Genomic DNA, 16,122 nt, shown 5'->3' on the forward strand with positions numbered 1-16,122 from the left:
GGTTAGTCGGTGGCAACCCGTGAACGAATTCGCTTGATCGCTTGGCTATGTAACTGTGATACACGCGATTCGGTAACATCGAGTACTGCGCCAATCTCTTTGAGGTTAAGCTCTTCTTGATAATAGAGCGTCATGACTAATTTTTCACGCTCTGGCAACATATCAAGTGCTTCTACTAATAGCTGTTTTAGTTGTGCATTGCCAATTTGTGCTTCCGGCTCGGCTTCTTCTTCATCATTGGTTTCGTTGCCTGGAGTTTCAGCAACCACTTCGTCGTAGGATAAAACCAAGCCATTATTGGTATCTAACAGCAGTTGATGGTATTCCGCCAGTTCAATATTGAGCTCAGTTGCAATTTCACGCTCTTCGGGCGGCCGCCCTAGACGCTGTTCTAGTTTGCGAATGGTTTGCTCAAGCTCACGCCCATTGCGACGTACGCTGCGCGGTAGCCAATCTCGGCTACGTAACTCATCAATCATCGCGCCGCGAATACGCTGATGCGCATAAGTTGAAAAAGCGACTCCTGAATCTGGGTCAAAGCGGTCAACACAGCTTAATAAGCCTTCAACGCCAGCTTGAATCAGGTCATCCACGTCAACGCCGGCCGGCAGCTTAACTTTCAAGTTAAATGCTTGACGACGAACGAGTGGATAGTACTGTTCGATAATACTGTGCTTGTTGAACTTTCCTTCAGCTGTATACATATTTTTCAGCCCGAAAATACCAATACGTCAATGTTAAAATACTGGCGCGCAACCATTTGTATGTTGGCGAGCAACCCTTGTCGTGCCATCGGTGGGTGCAATGCGACAATACGCCGCGGACCATCTACCTCATGAATGCGTTTGAGTACTCGATACACTCGAGCAAAACTATCTAAATCATCCTCAACCCAAACCGCCCAGCGAGGATAATTGCCCACCAATTTATCAAAATCTGGGTATTCAAGCGATACTGGAATGACACGCCATCGATCGGCGCTACCAACCCACTTCATGCCCTGTTCTTCCCAGCGCTGAAAAACTGCAGCTGCTTTCAACGCATAGCCGTCGCTAAACTTCGGTAATCCCAATACAACCACCTGCTCGAGATTGCGCGACGCATTATCTGCAGAAACCACCTCTGAACACGCTTCAGCGGCTGAATCATCGCCATCACGTTTGGCGGCCCACTGCCGCAAACTCGCTGCCTGATCGCTCATACTACCCTTGTGCCTCTACTTCTCGGCCTGCTACTACTAAGGAATCATAGGCATGTATTACATGCAAAATCGCCGGCAATAACTTATCACCTTGAACACGACCGCGTTTACCACTAATGCTCAACAGTTCACCTCTGAGCCCGGCAAATTGAGCCGCAGCGTGATACTCAACATGTAGCGCAACAGCAGCCAACGCCCCGGCTAGGCCTAACTGAGTACGGCTGTCTAATTCATACTTGCCCAGTGACCGCCAAGCGAGTCGTGTCAATCGCGCAAATTCTTCCAATTGCAACATGGCGCGCGTACGTTCAACCACTTGTTCAGCGGTACAATTACCGTCGGCTAACCAATAGCGTCGCTGCACTGGATTTTTACTCGGTCCGCCATGGAGTTCGCCGTATATGACTTGCACTAACTGCTGGCTTGGCTCGGTTTCAGCCGCCGCAATAGTGAGTTCAAGACGTCGCCGCTCGCCACGGTATAAAATGGTGTGTTTACTTAGCGGAATACCATGCTTTTTGACAAGGCCATTTACCGTGAACGGTTGCCCTTGAAATTGCACTTTATGATTCAGGTTCAGTGTGGCTAACCAACCGGTTTGGTGCTGAGAAAAAATATCCAGTAGCTCAGGTTGGGGTAAATAATCGAATAACTGCACAGGTGCTAACGCCATATCTACCAGCACTGGATTCTCAGCGCTGTGTAAAACGGGTGGTAATAAGGGCAAACCTCGCTTATTCAAACCCAAATGGGGCGTTAAATGACTCCATCCCTGCAATGGTTGCGGTGCCGCCCAGCGAATCATATTCAGCTCATCTGGAAACGCAGTATTCGCCCAATGATCCGGCAACTGCTTGAGTTTTAGCGCCTGCACAAGCTCATCAAAGTGTGGAATCTGTTGCCGTAAGGCCTGCATGTTAGACTGAATCAGGTGACCATGAGCAAATACCTGCGAGGGCTCAAGCGTCTCGCTCGCTTGCTCCCATTCACTTTCAGCTAACTGCGACGAACTCACCTCAGCCGTTAACGAATCGGCCACCAATTGCTCAATATCCGGCACGCGGATGTCTTCTGGTACACGCTGCCCCGACGCCGTTGCTTGCACCGTCAATTTATGACGAATAACGGTGTCCAACACACCACCCATACGAGCGGTTTCATCTAACTTAGTTAAAATGCAGTCGTGAATAATTAAGTCGCTTTCGCGCGCAATACGCTGATAAATCCGAGCGACTTCATCCAGCGTTTCTTGTTGCGCGGCAGCGTTTAATAACAGCACCAAACGAGTTGAATCGCGATGCTCCGCGCTACCTAATGCAGCGATTTTTTGCGCCAAGCGTTGATCACGTTGGCTCATGCCAACAGTGTCCACCAACACCAAACGTTTACCGTGCATCTTTTCCGCTAACGAATCGAGAGTGTCACCATCAGCTAATGCGTGCATTTGTACGTCGAGCAGTTCGGCATATATCGCTAGCTGCTGCTGCGCACCAATTCGATAGCTATCGGTTGTCACTAACAGCAAACTGTCGTTGCCATGTTGCATCACATAATTAGCTGCAAGCTTAGCAGTCGTGGTCGTTTTGCCTACCCCAGTTGGTCCAACAAACGCCATCACGCCTTGATGTTGTAGCAATTCCCAATCATTCACACGCATCTCAGATTGATGAGAAATACGCGCAACAATCTGCTGCTGTAACCACTTAAGCGCTTCCGGATAGGTCTTATTAGAGTGATTCAATGCAGAGGGCAACAACGCTACCAACTGACGACTTAAGGCATCGCTATAGCCTCCAGCGCGTAACTGACGATATAACCGCTTACGATTATCATCAGGCGCCTTCTCGCCTTGCTGTTGATGTAGCATGGCACGCATGTCCTGCATATCGCTTAACAATTGCTGAGCAATACCAGAAAAATCCGGCGATGCAGGGCTTGGTACCTCATCAGCATCTTGCAATTGTGCTAAATCAGCTTCACTAATGGCGAATACTTCAGCACCTTGCGCTGTCTTACGCGAGGACACAATCACCGCATCTTCGCCGAGTGCATCACGCACTTTGCGCATCGCGTCTTTGTGGCTGGCTGCTCGGAAGCGCCTAATGGTCATTGTGACCCTCCAATTACGCTAACAACTTTAATGGTTCGGTCATCCGGAATCTCGGCCTGAGATAATACCACCAAATCACGTAGCTGCCGGCGTAAGAAATGCGACAACAATGGGCGTAATTGATGTGGAACAACAAGTACCGGTGCTAATCCCATTGTTTCGGCATGGTGCAAAGCTTTCTGCGTTTGCTCTTGTAGGGTTACTGCCAACCCAGGTTCCAATGAACTGTTCTGTTGTAGTGCTTGCGATAACATATTTTCTAATGACACATCTAACCCAATAACCTGCAATTCGCGCGCGCCACCGAACCATTTCTGGGTAATGTTGCGACCCAAAGCAATTCGCACTCGCGCCGTCAACTCATGCGCATCGGCCTGTTGCCCTTCGAATTCCGCCAGGGTATCGAAAATAGTTCGTAAGTCGCGAATGGATACATCTTCTTCAAGTAGGTTTTGCAATACCCGTTGTAAGGTGGTCACGGTAACACATTTTGGTACGACATCTTCAACTAACGCTTTGTTTTCTTCAGATAGTTTATCTACCAATTGCTGCACTTCTTGGCGTCCTAGAAGGTCAGAAGCATAGCGTTGCAGCAAGTGATTCAAATGCGTGGCAACCACTGTACTGGCATCCACAACGGTGTAGCCGTATATCTGTGCATGCTCGCGTTGATCCTGGCCAATCCATTTCGCCGGCAAACCAAATGCTGGGTCGGTAGTATCAATTCCTTCTACCTCGCCACTCACCTGACCTGGATTTATTGCTAACCAGCGATCGGGGTGAATCTCCGCCCGTCCAATCTCACCGCCTTTTAAGGTGATGGTATAAGTATTCGGATTGAGTTCGAGATTATCGCGTATATGCACCACCGGCGGCAGAAAACCAACTTCTTGGGCAAATTTTTTGCGCACACTCTTGATGCGACCAAGCAGCTCGCCTTGTTGCGAGTCATCAACTAAGGCAATTAATCGATGTCCCACTTCCATACCCAAGGTGTCAACCAGTTGAACGTCATTCCAGCTTGCTTCAGGTGCGCTAAAAGAAGGCGTTGGTGCGGCTTGCTCAGATTGTGCCACAGCAATTTTTTCAGCCGCTTGCTGTTTATGCAAATACCAAGCGAAACCACCGAGCATGGCGGTGAAGAGTAAAAATACGAAATTAGGCATGCCCGGAACTAAACCCAACATCCCGATGACCCCGGCCGCCAACATCAATACTTTCGGGCTAACAAATAGTTGCTTGATTAACTGCTGGCCAACGTCTTGGTCGGTATTCACCCGCGACACGGTGACGCCGGCAGCGGTTGAAATAATCAATGCTGGAATCTGTGCCACCAAACCATCACCGATAGTTAACAGCACGTAGGTTTCAGCCGCGGCGCCAGCACTCATATCGTGCTGCATGACACCAATTAATAAGCCGCCAATAATATTCACGACCATAATCACCATGCCAGCCACGGCGTCACCGCGAACAAATTTACTGGCACCGTCCATTGAACCGTAAAATTCTGCTTCTTGTGCGACTTCTTGACGACGCCGGCGTGCTTCCTCTTCACCAATCAGTCCGGCATTCAAATCGGCGTCAATTGCCATTTGCTTACCTGGCATTGCGTCGAGAGTGAAGCGAGCGCCCACTTCGGCTATACGCCCCGCGCCTTTGGTGATTACCATAAAGTTAATAATCACTAGAATTAAGAAAACGACCAAGCCGACAGCAAAGTTACCACCGACCAAAAACTGCCCGAATGCCTCAATGACTTTTCCTGCGGCGTCACCGCCATTGTGTCCTTCCATCAGTACGACACGGGTTGAGGCCACGTTGAGCGATAGCCGGAGCAACGTGGAAAACAACAGCACAGCTGGAAACGCCGCGAACTCTAATGGTTTTTCGGTAAACATACTTACCAACAACACCATTAACGACAGCGCGATATTGAAGGTAAATAGGAAATCTAGTGCAAATGGAGGTAACGGCAATACCATCATTGCCAGAATCATGAGAATAAGAACTGGCCCTACAAGCACTTGTAAGCGAGCTGAGCTTAAGCTGCCGGCTAGCGCATTCATGCTTAACTTCATGGTGCAGGTACCTCGTAATCGTCAGGAACTGAAATATTGGTTGGCGTCGGTGGTATTAAAGCCGCGCCATTGCGCGCTCGCTTCAACTGAAATGCCCACGCCAAAACTTCGGCAACTGCCGTATACAACGGCGCAGGAATCTCGTGTCCCAAATCAACATGGGTATGTAATGCTCGAGCTAACGGCGGCGCTTCTAGTCGTGGCACTTTATGTTCATCACCGAGTTCGCGAATGCGTTGCGCCACCAAGTCCGTGCCTTTGGCCACCACGCGCGGGGCGCCCATATTACTATCATCGTATTTCAATGCCACCGCATAATGCGTTGGGTTGGTCACAATCACATCAGCTTTCGGTACTTCGGTCATCATCCGACGGCGCGCCATGGCTTGTTGTTGCTGTCGGATCTTACCCTTTACGTGCGGGTCACCTTCGGTTTCTTTGCTCTCCCGCTTCACTTCTTCTTTCGACATACGCAATTTTTTAGTGTGCGTGAATAGTTGGAACGGTACGTCAAAGGCAACAACGACTAACAAGGTTAGAATCATCAAGAAACAAGCTAATGCGGCCATGCTCATGGCTTCACCTAGTGCTTGTTTGACTTCAAGGCTCATGAGTCGCAGAAAATTCGCTTTCTGATCCCACAAAAACAGCATCAGGACGCTACCGACCAGTACCGACTTTGCAATCGCTTTGCCAAGTTCGGCCAACGCCTGCGTAGAAAATACGCGCTTTAAGCCTTTAATCGGGTTGAGTTTGCTTAGCTTCGGAGCCATCGCTTTGGCGGATATCACCCAACCGCCTAGTAAAGCCGGAGCAACCAGTGCCAGCACCATCATGACGGCGAATAAAGGTAATAACGAAAACAGTGCCGATTGACCGAGCTCCAACACATTCTGCAACATGGGGCCGGGTTCAGAAACCTGCAACCGTTCAAACAAGAAGGCTTGTTCCATCACTAAGCCAAGGTTGTGGTACATGGTGCTACCGAGCGCCCAGAGCATTAACACACCACCAAACAGGATCACAAACGTGGTCAGCTCGCGCGATCGCGCAACCTGACCTTCCTCCCGAGATTTTTCTAACCTTCGGGCCGTGGGGTCTTCTGTTTTTTCTTGGTCACTTGTTTGTTCTTCTGCCATGACACCAATTATTGCGTATAGCAGGCAAGAGCTAAGGGTCGAAAAAAGGGGTTAGAACCCCTTATTTCTGTTTCGTTTGATCGGTTGCGTTGGTCGCGCGCTGAAACTCTTCGTTCAATTGCTGAACATCGGGTTCAAGACTGGCATCGAGTTCAGCTTGATCTTGGGGGAAAAAGCCTTGGCGTTTGATAAACTCAGCTGATTCGAATGTATGCACCACAATCGTAATCCGGCGATTGCGAGGGTCATTGGGTTCGGTGCCATCAAGTGGAATTCTATCGGCTGCGCCCATCACAAGTAATAACCGGTCAGGCTCAAAGCCCCCGTCCAACAGCGCCTTTCGTGATTCATTGGCACGGTCTGCCGAAAGCTCCCAGTTGCTATAGCCTCGCTCGCCACCAGCATACGGCAAACTATCGGTATGGCCACTGATGGTCACTTCATTCGGAATTTCATTTAACAAAGGTGCCAGTGTTCTCAGAAGGCGCTCCATGTAGGGTGCGATCCGATCGCTACCCACCTCAAACATCGGTTTGGTCTCGGTGTCGAGCATCATGATTCGCAAGCCTTCGCGGGTGACATCAAACTGTAATTGCGCCTTCAATGCCCGTAACACAGGGTCGGCTTCGATTGCCGCCTCAACACGGCGGCGAATTTCGTTAAAGTGGCGCCGCACATCCGCTGGGCGCGTTTGGCGACGTAAGTCAATGCGAGCTTGCTCACCATCGGTGTGGATCGGATCAGCTCCACCACCGTTTATGACGCTAGCAGCATTACTCGAACGCTCGCCACCAGCCATAGAAACCAGCAATGGCGTCTGGAAATACTCAGAAATACTTTGCCGCTCTTTCTCACTCGACATCGACAAGATCCACATGACCAAGAACAACGCCATCAACGCCGTCATAAAGTCGGCAAGCGCAATTTTCCAACTGCCGCCATGGTGCTTTTTAACGATTTTTTTGCGTCGAATGATTATCGGGCGATGTTCATCTGCCATGACGACTACTCCGCTTTGGCACCACGAACATGGTCTTCAAGTTCAGTAAAAGTTGGTCGCTCTGAAGTATGTAATGCCTTCCGACCGAACTCTACCGCTAATTGTGGAGCGTATCCGTGCATACTTGCGAGCAATGTCACACGGATAACCTGTAAAGTCTTCACCAGCTCCGCTACTTGGCGCTCCACACGGCTAGCTAACGGGTTAATAAATCCGTAACCCAATAAAATACCTAAGAATGTACCTACCAGTGCGTGAGCGATCATGGTGCCCATAACGTCTGGTGGTACATCAGCTGTACTTAACGCACGTACAACCCCAAGCACTGCGGCTACGATACCAAAAGCTGGCATTGCATCGCCCACTTTATGCAACGCATCGCCTGGGATTTCAGCTTCAGCCTCAAAGGTTTCGATTTCATGCAACATCAATTCGTCAAGCTCTTGCGGATTCATGTTGCCGCTAATCATTAAACGCAAATAATCGGCAATGAAATTCAGCATCATTGAATCTTCAAGAACGTCTGGATGCTCCTGAAAAATAGCACTTTCTTCGGGGTTTTCGATATCACGTTCAACCGCTAACATGCCGTCGCGGCGCATTTTATTGAGTAACTTATAAATAACGGCGAGTAATTCGAGGTAGGTCTCGCTATTGTACTTGGTTGAGCGCTTAAAGCGTTTGACCGATTGCAGTGTGGCTTTGATTGCTTTGCCATTATTGGCGGCAATGAAAGAGCCGATGCCGGCACCACCAATAATTAATAATTCGAGCGGCTGAAAAATAGGCCCCAACGCGCCGCCGGCTAGTACGAAACCGCCAAACACGGACAATAACACCACAACAAAACCGATAGCTATTAACACGGCCGCTTCCTCTATCTAAAAACACATCTAAGAAGTTTATCGGCGCGGTAGCTTGAGACTTAAATATCTTTTCGCAATTTTGCCACTTTTTGTTTAAGTGGCTTACCGGCTCTTGATGGCGGTTGGCATACACCACATACATAATCCGCGTCTGGTGTATGAGCATGATTAACGAACTGCAAACCACAGCAAGTACATTTAGACAACTGGAACATGTCGCTCTCAAAAAAGCGGATTAATGTCCATGCTCTGGTTAAAGCCAGAACCTCTTCTTCGCCGCTTAACTTAATATGCTCTTGGTACAGTTTGTAAGCTTTAATAAACGCCTGCATGCGTTCAAGCTTCTGGCCTTCGCGCAAACGAGAGTAGATGTTGTAGAAGAACGATGAATGCACATTCGGCTGCCACGTCATAAACCAATCAGTTGAAAACGGCAGCATTCCTTTGGGAGGTGACTTACCTGATACTTCCTTATACAACCGAACCAATCGGCCACGGTTTAAACTCACCTCAGATTCTAATACCTGCAATCGAGCACCAAGTTCAATAAGCTCAATTGCAAGCTGCACCTGATTCAGTTCTTCAAGAAGTTTCTTGGCAGTCATTCATGACTCTTTCTTAGGTTATGCAGAAGCCATATGCATTGCTAAATGGGTCGCTTGCATGCCAGTATCCCGCTTATTTGTCAGGATGGCTTTCAACTGACTTACTGGACCCAAATTAGGTTGCAATAGACTTTGAGGTTGGCGGGCCAACATGGTTAATTCTTTCGCAGACATATCAGCAATAAGGTCAGCTAATTCATCGTCGATTTTTAATCGGAAAATTGCAGTATCGCGATCTTCGACGATTAATTTCTGAACCAGCATCAGGTAACTAAGATTGAGTTCCTGAAGTTCAGAAATGGTTTTGCTGTGACTCATGAGCGGAATTCTCCAATACTGCTTATTGTTTTTCTTCGTTATTGCGATCTTTAGCAAATCTTAACACTGTTGGTCAATAGTAAAGGTCATTCTTTACAGTATTTATTTCATAGCCAATTGTTTATTTTATGTAATACAAATAGCCATGAAAAACGGGAAATCAACGATCAGAATCCACCGAATGTGCCCAAATTAACAATTCGGCAACAATCAACCAAAGCGTTTGCGGTACATATTCATCGAGATCAATTTGCGATAAAAGATTGACCAATTCCGGTGAATCGTGCACAAACACATTATGCTCTTTCGCAAGAGCAATGATCTTATCCGCGATCAAGCCTTCGCCCTTTGCGACAATTTTTGGCGCCGGCTCGAACTCTTGATAACGTAACGCCACAGCCTTTTTATTGATTGCTTTATCATCGTTCATTGCGGCAACCTCGACACCGGTATACTGTCAATTTCTACCCCAGCACCCAACCGTAACCGCGCGATAAGTCGCGCCGTAGCACTTTGCAATGAATCCACCAGCACTTCCGCGCATTGTAGCTGCATCGTGAGATGTTTTTGTGACAGCCGCATTTGCGCTCGAATCTCTCCCACATGCGGCAAGGTCAGCTTTAATTCGCTACTCCACGCTGGCGGCTCCGGTTCGTCCCCTTGCTTACGGCGTTGTTCGTCACGCCAACGCTGTACAAGCGGGTTCACATCGGGTTGAATTAACCACTGTAAATGCGCCTGCGGCCACAACTCGGTATCAATATGAATAATACCTGAACTTAATAGCTCAAGTTGCTGACCTAGAATCGCCTGTATCTGTGGTGAGTTTGCTCGGAATAGTCCAAGGTTATGCGGCTGTTGGCGTACCGTTAAGAATGGGACTTTGTTTGCAACCCAGCGCGCTAATAACGCTTCGTAAAATAATCCGGAGTCCTTCACAATTGTCTGCAATCGGCCCATCAACGTGAGAACGTCTAGTTGCGTTGCCCCAGGAAACAAAGGTGCATCGAGTCGAATATGCCCACCGAGAAACTGGCTACCGGAGTGTGCCGTGCTGTTAAATTGTGCGGGAAGTTGCTGCTGGAAAGACTGAATAAGTTGCATTAACCGTGCGACTTGCTGGCCAGCTTGGCTAAACTCTGTGGTGCTGGCTGTCGCTTGCACCGGTGCAACAGGTAACGTATGGCGCGGGAGTAAATCCACCGTTGATCGTTGCTTCGCAACTTGGTGGACCAGTGTATCCAATAACGGCGTTATGCTACTCAATTGCTATAAGTATGCTCGAGCTTTTGCTTTTTCTGCATGCTGAGCAAAGTCTGCTCCAACATGGTACGACGCGCGACTAAGCGTTCCCGAATCTCACGGTCTTGATCCATGATGGTGCTCAAAAGTTGTAATTTGCTAAGTTGCTGGTCCTCAGACAACTCAACTGCGGCTTCGGCGTGGCTTAACTTTTCAACCTCACGAACGTACTCAACTTCCGTTTCAATTAAGGCTTCCCAGTCTTCATTGCGCACACTGGCAAGCATTTTGTTCGAATGCTCCAGAAGCGTCTGGTACGACATAATGACCTCCGTCGGTGACATCAGGTAGTCACGTTTTAATTGTGGTTGCGCGGCCACTTGCCCTACGCCCCTTCAGCCTGTGACTGAATTTCCTTCCAAGCAGAGCCAATTTGATTGAGCAACTCTGCCGCTTCATCTAATTTAGCGGTATCATTTTTCAGGTTTGCTCTGAGCAATAATTCGCTCACATAAAAATAAATCGACTCTAATCGCTCGGCGAGTTCGCCGCCTTTCTCTTTGTCTAGCGCAGCTAACAAGCCCAAATGTACGATATCGGTGGCTTTGCCGATGGCTTTACCTTTCTCCACAACGTTACCGTTTTCCATATGTAATTTGGCGGCTTTAATTTGCTTCTGTACGCCATCAAATAACATTGCGATAAGCTTGTGCGGACTGGCTGAAAGCACATGACTTTCAACATCAACACGACCATAAGCTGCAGCACCACGCATACCGTACATGATAATTACCCCTATTTACCCTTGACCTAATTGCGCATTCAACGATGCAAACTGCTGCTGCAAATAAGCGCTAGTTGAATTCATACTCGCAATCATGCTGTCCATTTGCGCGAATTGCTTGCGATAGATCTCGACAGTTGAAGCTATTCGTTGTTCTTCTCTGAGATAACGGTCATCAAGGCGCTCGAGTGTACTTTCGAATCCCTTGATACGACTATTGATTGGCCCTTCATCAGCCAAAAGATTACCTAAAGTAGCTTTTGTCTTATCCGCAAAACCCTCTATCGCGTCGGAGCCTGCAAAAAACTCCTGCAACATCGGTAGATCGTTTTCGATAGCACTGGCTAAAGCGTTTTCATCGATTTTTAATTTGCCGCCTAATTCGCGCGAGATACCTATATCACCAAGCTTGGTGAACTGGCTATTGACCGTTTCACTTAAGAGGCTTCGAAGACGAGACTCAATCGTTCGTACTCCGCTATCGCCAAGTAATTGACCAGCAACTTGGGAGCCCGTGTCGTACTTGGTCATATCGGTGATTAATTGCTGCAACTCATTAAATGAATCAACGAAATCTGTAACTTGTTTTGTTATGGATTCTGAATCGCGAGTAATATTTACCTGCGCTTGCCCTTGTTGTGCTAGCGACAGTGTGACGCCTTGGATTGCATCTTCAACAACGTTCGATTGGCTCGTAATAGCAATACCATTTACGGTCATTTGCGCATTACTTGCCGCCATTTCGGTAGCGCCATCAGTACTGACATTTCCAGCTAGGGCGCCGCCGAAAGTTAAATTCGAAATGGCGGATTCTGTACCCGGGTTTGACGAAGTTAAGACTAAACGATACGGCGTACCGGAACCGTCATTTACAATGGATGCTTGTACATCTGTTTGTGCGTTATTAATTGCGGCACGCATATCTTCAAGTGAAGTAGCTCCATCAGCTAAATCGATGCTGTGAGATGTGCCATTCGCTAATGTGAAGCTGACATTACCCGCGCCAGTACCAATTTGAGCGGCGCTGTCAGCAACACCTTGCGTTGCGATACTGTAACTACGAGCGAGGCTCGTTACATTAACGTCAAAAGTGCCCGTTGGTGTGTTGTTCGCCGCAGCAACAGACAGTACATCAGAGCTCACTGTACTTTTCGTGGCTTTAAATGTTGGAGTTAAGTTCAATGCACTGTTGGCATCTTGAAATTTGGTTAAAGCGCTCTGTAACTTGCCATATGCCGAAATTCGCGCTTCAAAGCTCTTTTGCTGTAAAGAGATCGGTTGCAGTCGCTGACGCTCAGCCGCTTCAAGCTGATTCAGCAAACCGTTCAGATCTAAACCTGAACCGATACCTAACGCTGCAATTGATGCCATGCCATTAACCCCTATTTCTCATATCAATCAGTTTGCATGAACTCATGCAATTCAAAACCGATAAAAAGCGACGCAAAACCCGTCTATTCACTTTTATCGGCCACTATTAATTCAACTTAAATATTTTTTTATACTAATGTGCGCTAGCTTTCCGGCACCAGAATATCGCGAATGCGCCCAAGCTCGTTAAGCGCAGCGCCTTCTATGGGGGGACCTAACTTATCATCGGGGGCAAGCTTATGAGGTGACACGCGAACACGGCTCACGCGCTTTTTCTCATCTAGACCAACAACCCAAGCAAAAGCGCCTTTTTCAAAGCGCAATAAAGTGCCAATAGGTAACGGCCCAAAATGGCTCAGATAACGTTTCACCCAGGCCTCATCGAATTGCTCAGTTCGGGTTTGCATGGATTTTGTTGCGGCAATTGCGGAAATCGCTGGGCGATCTGGACGATGGCGTTGCATGGCATCGATAACATCTACCACCGCAGCGGCGCGTGCCAGTTGCCCTAACTGCTTGTCCTTTAAGCCGTTCGGATAGCCCGAACCATCCATACGTTCATTAATTTGTGCAATCACATTATCGCGCACAACCGGAGCCAGCCATTTAACGCCCTCTAACTTTTCGAGAATAACCTCCACATGACTTTGCATCTCTTCATAAACGTCTGTACTTAACGTAGTGGCTTTCCAAATTTCCGGCGGCAACGTCCCTTTACCAAGGTCATGAACCATTGCCGCAGCGACAACTGCTTTACGCAGATCGCGCGGCATTTTGGCGGCATTTAATAAATCCGCTAAACGTATCGCGACCGCTAAACCGTGCTTGACCCAGCGCGACTCGCGTTGAATACAATGCACAGCGAACAACGCTTCTTGACGATCGTCCTCAAGCATATCAAGCACACGATCAGCATGTAACGATAGTTGTGCTGAATTGATTTGCTGACCCTGTTTAAGCATCACCATCTGGCTGTCAAGATAACCGGCAATACGAGCCATCCGGCGCGCCATCGGCGTTGCATAAGTATGTGCGTGGCGACGACTCAGCTTAACGTCGTTATCATCACGGACACGGAATAACTCTGATTCGCTGCGGCTATCGCCATTACCTGCACTGCGCGAAGCTTCCCGCTCAATTTCGCGAACATACCCCCAAATTTCACGCTCTTGTGGCTTACTGACATTTTCAAACTCAAAACCAACCGCTAACACTTGACGATCGTTATCCGTTTTCAAATGTCGTACTTTGGCTTTCACTTCAAAGCTTGTGCCATTTGGGAAATACAACTCAATTTCCGTGGCAATATCCGGTAGTACGCGCGATACGCCATCTTGCATAAAAAACTCAGCCAAGCAGCCGGTCGCGGATAAATCTTTGAGATCGCCCTGCAGTTCAACCAATTCTTCTTTGTCGTTGTCTTTGCTGCGAACATGCACACCCACGTTCATGCCGATGCGCAGGCTCGCACGGAAACTAGCACGGCGCTGTTTGACATGAATTTCAGTCGGCCAATCCGCATACGCCAACAAGCGACTGTCGACGGTAGTAAATTCACGAACTGATAATGGGTTGGTGCGGACTAAGCCGCCAGGGGTAAATCCGGACAGAATAAACTTGCCGCCGCGCCGAAGCGGTGGCGCGACATCACGAATCGCTGTGAGATCGAATAACAAGTAGTCTTCTTCAAGCTGTTCAACCAGTACAACAGGATGATCTTTCTCGGCCGGCCCAAGCAACGTCAGCACAGCAACACCTGGTTGACTCAACGCATCGTAATACGTCGCAAGTTCAACCACACTGTTGATGGGCGTAAATTCATTATCGCTCGTTTGAGAATGTTGACTGGCCTCGCTCACGCGATGCTCCTTTCCATAGTTATGTTCTTATTCCATTTATCGGCACGCTTACCATAGCCTTTAATGCGCTCTTCGTTAATATAGCAAGCGTCAGATAGGCTTTCGAAAAAAATTTTCAGGTTTTTCAAAAAAAGTTCTAAAGGTTTTTTTTAACCCACCGATAACCCATAGCGACGGCAGGCCAAACTTGGCAGCCAAATTTGGAAACAGAAGGAATAAGACTATGTCAGTTATCAATACCAACATGACCTCACTGATTGGTCAGCAAAACCTCCAGAAGTCGCAGTCTTCATTGCAAACTTCTATGGAACGTCTGTCTTCAGGCCTGCGTATCAACAGCGCCAAAGACGATGCAGCTGGTCAAGCTATCGCGAACCGTATGACCGCTCAAATTACTGGTATGCGTCAAGCACAACGTAACGCAAACGACGGTATCTCTATGGTGCAAACCATGGAAGGTGGCTTAAACCAAATCAACGACAACTTACAACGTATTCGTGAATTGGCAGTTCAAGCAGCTTCTGATACTAACAGCGCTGATGACCGTACTTCAATTCAAACAGAAATCACCGAGCGTGTTGCTGAAATCGACCGTATCGCTGGCGGAGCAAGCTTCAACGGCACCAATCTATTGAATGGTGCAGCGACGCTTAACATCCAAGTTGGTGCAAACACTACTCTGAATGACTCAATTGCTGTTGCAACTGTCGACGCAACTTCAACAGGTCTGAGTATAGGCGGATTGTCTGTTTCCGACGCTACAACTTCACAAGCAACTATCGACGCAGTTGACGCAGCAATGGCTACAATCGACACCTCACGCAGTACTTTAGGTGCAACGTTGAACCGTTTTGATTCAGTTGTTGAAAACTTAGCAACTACCTCAACTAACTTATCAGCTGCTCGTTCACGTATCGAAGACGCTGACTACGCAGTTGAAGTATCAAACATGACGCGTGCGCAGATTCTTCAGCAAGCTGGTACTTCTGTTCTTGCTCAGGCAAACCAGGTTCCACAATCTGTATTGTCATTGTTGGGCTAATCAACCAACTAGAAGTATTGATGTTAACAGGCTCCTTCGGGAGCCTGTATTGTTTCTAGCCATGTATGTAGGAAAATTAAATGAAAACTGCCGGCGCAACGGTTACGTCACATGAATTGATTAACGACGTGATCCCTAAGCTAAAAACGGTGGAGTTTATATTGGATAGTAAACTCGCTGCCGCGATTGAACATAGCAAGGATGCCCAGCAAAAAGAGAAATATCAGGTTTATCAGCAGGAGTTTCAGTTGGAACTCATGATGATTCAGATGAATCTTGAGCATCTTCTCACTCGATATGCAAACATCATTAAACCCTCTGACGGCGCACGTGGCGAGAATACTTATTTAGAGTTGGATGATAGCGAGCGAGTAGCGCTCTCCGCGATTATCAATTTATACAATAAAGTCAGTACATTAGCATCGACATTATAATGAATTAAAAGCGGTTAAAGTTCGTACGATATCAGCCGATATTCCAATATAAGCGAAAAGACACATTTTC

Annotated in this window: 17 protein-coding genes; 2 read left to right on the forward strand and 15 right to left on the reverse strand. The window is 47.9% G+C overall.

Going from position 1 to position 16,122, the window contains the following annotated elements; genetic code table 11:
- Positions 1-2 precede the first annotated feature (2 nt).
- From BM292_RS09705 to BM292_RS09775, 15 genes are all read right to left on the reverse strand, one after another.
- Entirely contained in the window at positions 3-704 is a 702-nt protein-coding gene (locus BM292_RS09705; protein ID WP_281247508.1) for an RNA polymerase sigma factor FliA, read from the reverse strand.
- Between the two features lie 5 nt (positions 705-709).
- A complete protein-coding gene (locus tag BM292_RS09710) occupies positions 710-1,201 on the reverse strand; it encodes a hypothetical protein (RefSeq protein WP_092858028.1) in 492 nt (163 codons plus the stop codon).
- A 1-nt stretch (position 1,202) separates the two neighbouring features.
- The gene (gene flhF, locus BM292_RS09715; RefSeq protein WP_092858030.1) at positions 1,203-3,311 is read right to left on the reverse strand and encodes a flagellar biosynthesis GTPase FlhF; all 2,109 of its coding nucleotides are present in this window, start codon (positions 3,309-3,311) and stop codon (positions 1,203-1,205) included.
- Positions 3,308-5,392 carry a flagellar biosynthesis protein FlhA gene (gene flhA, locus BM292_RS09720; protein ID WP_092858032.1) on the reverse strand — a complete coding sequence of 695 codons (2,085 nt, stop codon included), beginning with the start codon at positions 5,390-5,392 and terminating at the stop codon, positions 3,308-3,310. The genes flhF and flhA overlap by 4 nt, the downstream gene beginning before the upstream one ends.
- Positions 5,389-6,531 carry a flagellar biosynthesis protein FlhB gene (gene flhB, locus BM292_RS09725; protein WP_092858034.1) on the reverse strand — a complete coding sequence of 381 codons (1,143 nt, stop codon included), beginning with the start codon at positions 6,529-6,531 and terminating at the stop codon, positions 5,389-5,391. Before flhB ends, flhA begins: the two co-directional genes overlap by 4 nt.
- A 61-nt stretch (positions 6,532-6,592) precedes the next feature.
- Positions 6,593-7,531, reverse strand: a complete 939-nt coding sequence (gene motB / locus BM292_RS09730) for a flagellar motor protein MotB (RefSeq protein ID WP_092858036.1) — start codon at positions 7,529-7,531, stop codon at positions 6,593-6,595.
- A gap of 5 nt (positions 7,532-7,536) precedes the next feature.
- On the reverse strand, positions 7,537-8,397 hold the full coding sequence (motA, locus tag BM292_RS09735; RefSeq protein WP_092858038.1) for a flagellar motor stator protein MotA: 861 nt from the start codon (positions 8,395-8,397) through the stop codon (positions 7,537-7,539).
- A gap of 59 nt (positions 8,398-8,456) precedes the next feature.
- A complete protein-coding gene (gene flhC / locus BM292_RS09740) occupies positions 8,457-9,002 on the reverse strand; it encodes a flagellar transcriptional regulator FlhC (RefSeq protein WP_092858040.1) in 546 nt (181 codons plus the stop codon).
- 18 nt (positions 9,003-9,020) lie between these two features.
- A complete protein-coding gene (locus tag BM292_RS09745; RefSeq protein ID WP_092858042.1) occupies positions 9,021-9,320 on the reverse strand; it encodes a flagellar transcriptional regulator FlhD in 300 nt (99 codons plus the stop codon).
- A 160-nt stretch (positions 9,321-9,480) separates the two neighbouring features.
- Positions 9,481-9,750 (reverse strand): EscU/YscU/HrcU family type III secretion system export apparatus switch protein, encoded by a 270-nt coding sequence (locus BM292_RS09750; protein WP_092858044.1) that lies wholly within the window; start codon positions 9,748-9,750, stop codon positions 9,481-9,483.
- Positions 9,747-10,523 (reverse strand): flagellar hook-length control protein FliK, encoded by a 777-nt coding sequence (locus BM292_RS09755; protein ID WP_092858046.1) that lies wholly within the window; start codon positions 10,521-10,523, stop codon positions 9,747-9,749. The genes BM292_RS09750 and BM292_RS09755 overlap by 4 nt, the downstream gene beginning before the upstream one ends.
- Before the next feature lie 59 nt (positions 10,524-10,582).
- Complete coding sequence (locus tag BM292_RS09760; protein WP_165383855.1) at positions 10,583-10,885, reverse strand: flagellar protein FliT; 303 nt, start codon at positions 10,883-10,885, stop codon at positions 10,583-10,585.
- Between the two features lie 62 nt (positions 10,886-10,947).
- Positions 10,948-11,346 (reverse strand): flagellar export chaperone FliS, encoded by a 399-nt coding sequence (gene fliS / locus BM292_RS09765; protein WP_177203832.1) that lies wholly within the window; start codon positions 11,344-11,346, stop codon positions 10,948-10,950.
- Between the two features lie 15 nt (positions 11,347-11,361).
- On the reverse strand, positions 11,362-12,717 hold the full coding sequence (gene fliD / locus BM292_RS09770) for a flagellar filament capping protein FliD (RefSeq protein ID WP_092858050.1): 1,356 nt from the start codon (positions 12,715-12,717) through the stop codon (positions 11,362-11,364).
- A 143-nt stretch (positions 12,718-12,860) separates the two neighbouring features.
- Complete coding sequence (locus tag BM292_RS09775; RefSeq protein WP_092858052.1) at positions 12,861-14,576, reverse strand: HD domain-containing phosphohydrolase; 1,716 nt, start codon at positions 14,574-14,576, stop codon at positions 12,861-12,863.
- A 223-nt stretch (positions 14,577-14,799) separates the two neighbouring features.
- Between BM292_RS09775 and BM292_RS09780 the strand changes: the two genes are divergently transcribed.
- Positions 14,800-15,618: a flagellin N-terminal helical domain-containing protein gene (locus tag BM292_RS09780; RefSeq protein WP_092858054.1), complete on the forward strand. Its 819-nt coding sequence runs from the start codon at positions 14,800-14,802 to the stop codon at positions 15,616-15,618.
- An 80-nt stretch (positions 15,619-15,698) separates the two neighbouring features.
- Entirely contained in the window at positions 15,699-16,052 is a 354-nt protein-coding gene (locus BM292_RS09785; RefSeq protein WP_092858056.1) for a hypothetical protein, read from the forward strand.
- The last annotated feature ends 70 nt before the right edge of the window (positions 16,053-16,122 follow it).

It is taken from the genome of Pseudidiomarina tainanensis, from assembly GCF_900115255.1.
Taxonomy (GTDB): Bacteria; Pseudomonadota; Gammaproteobacteria; order Enterobacterales; family Alteromonadaceae; genus Pseudidiomarina; species Pseudidiomarina tainanensis.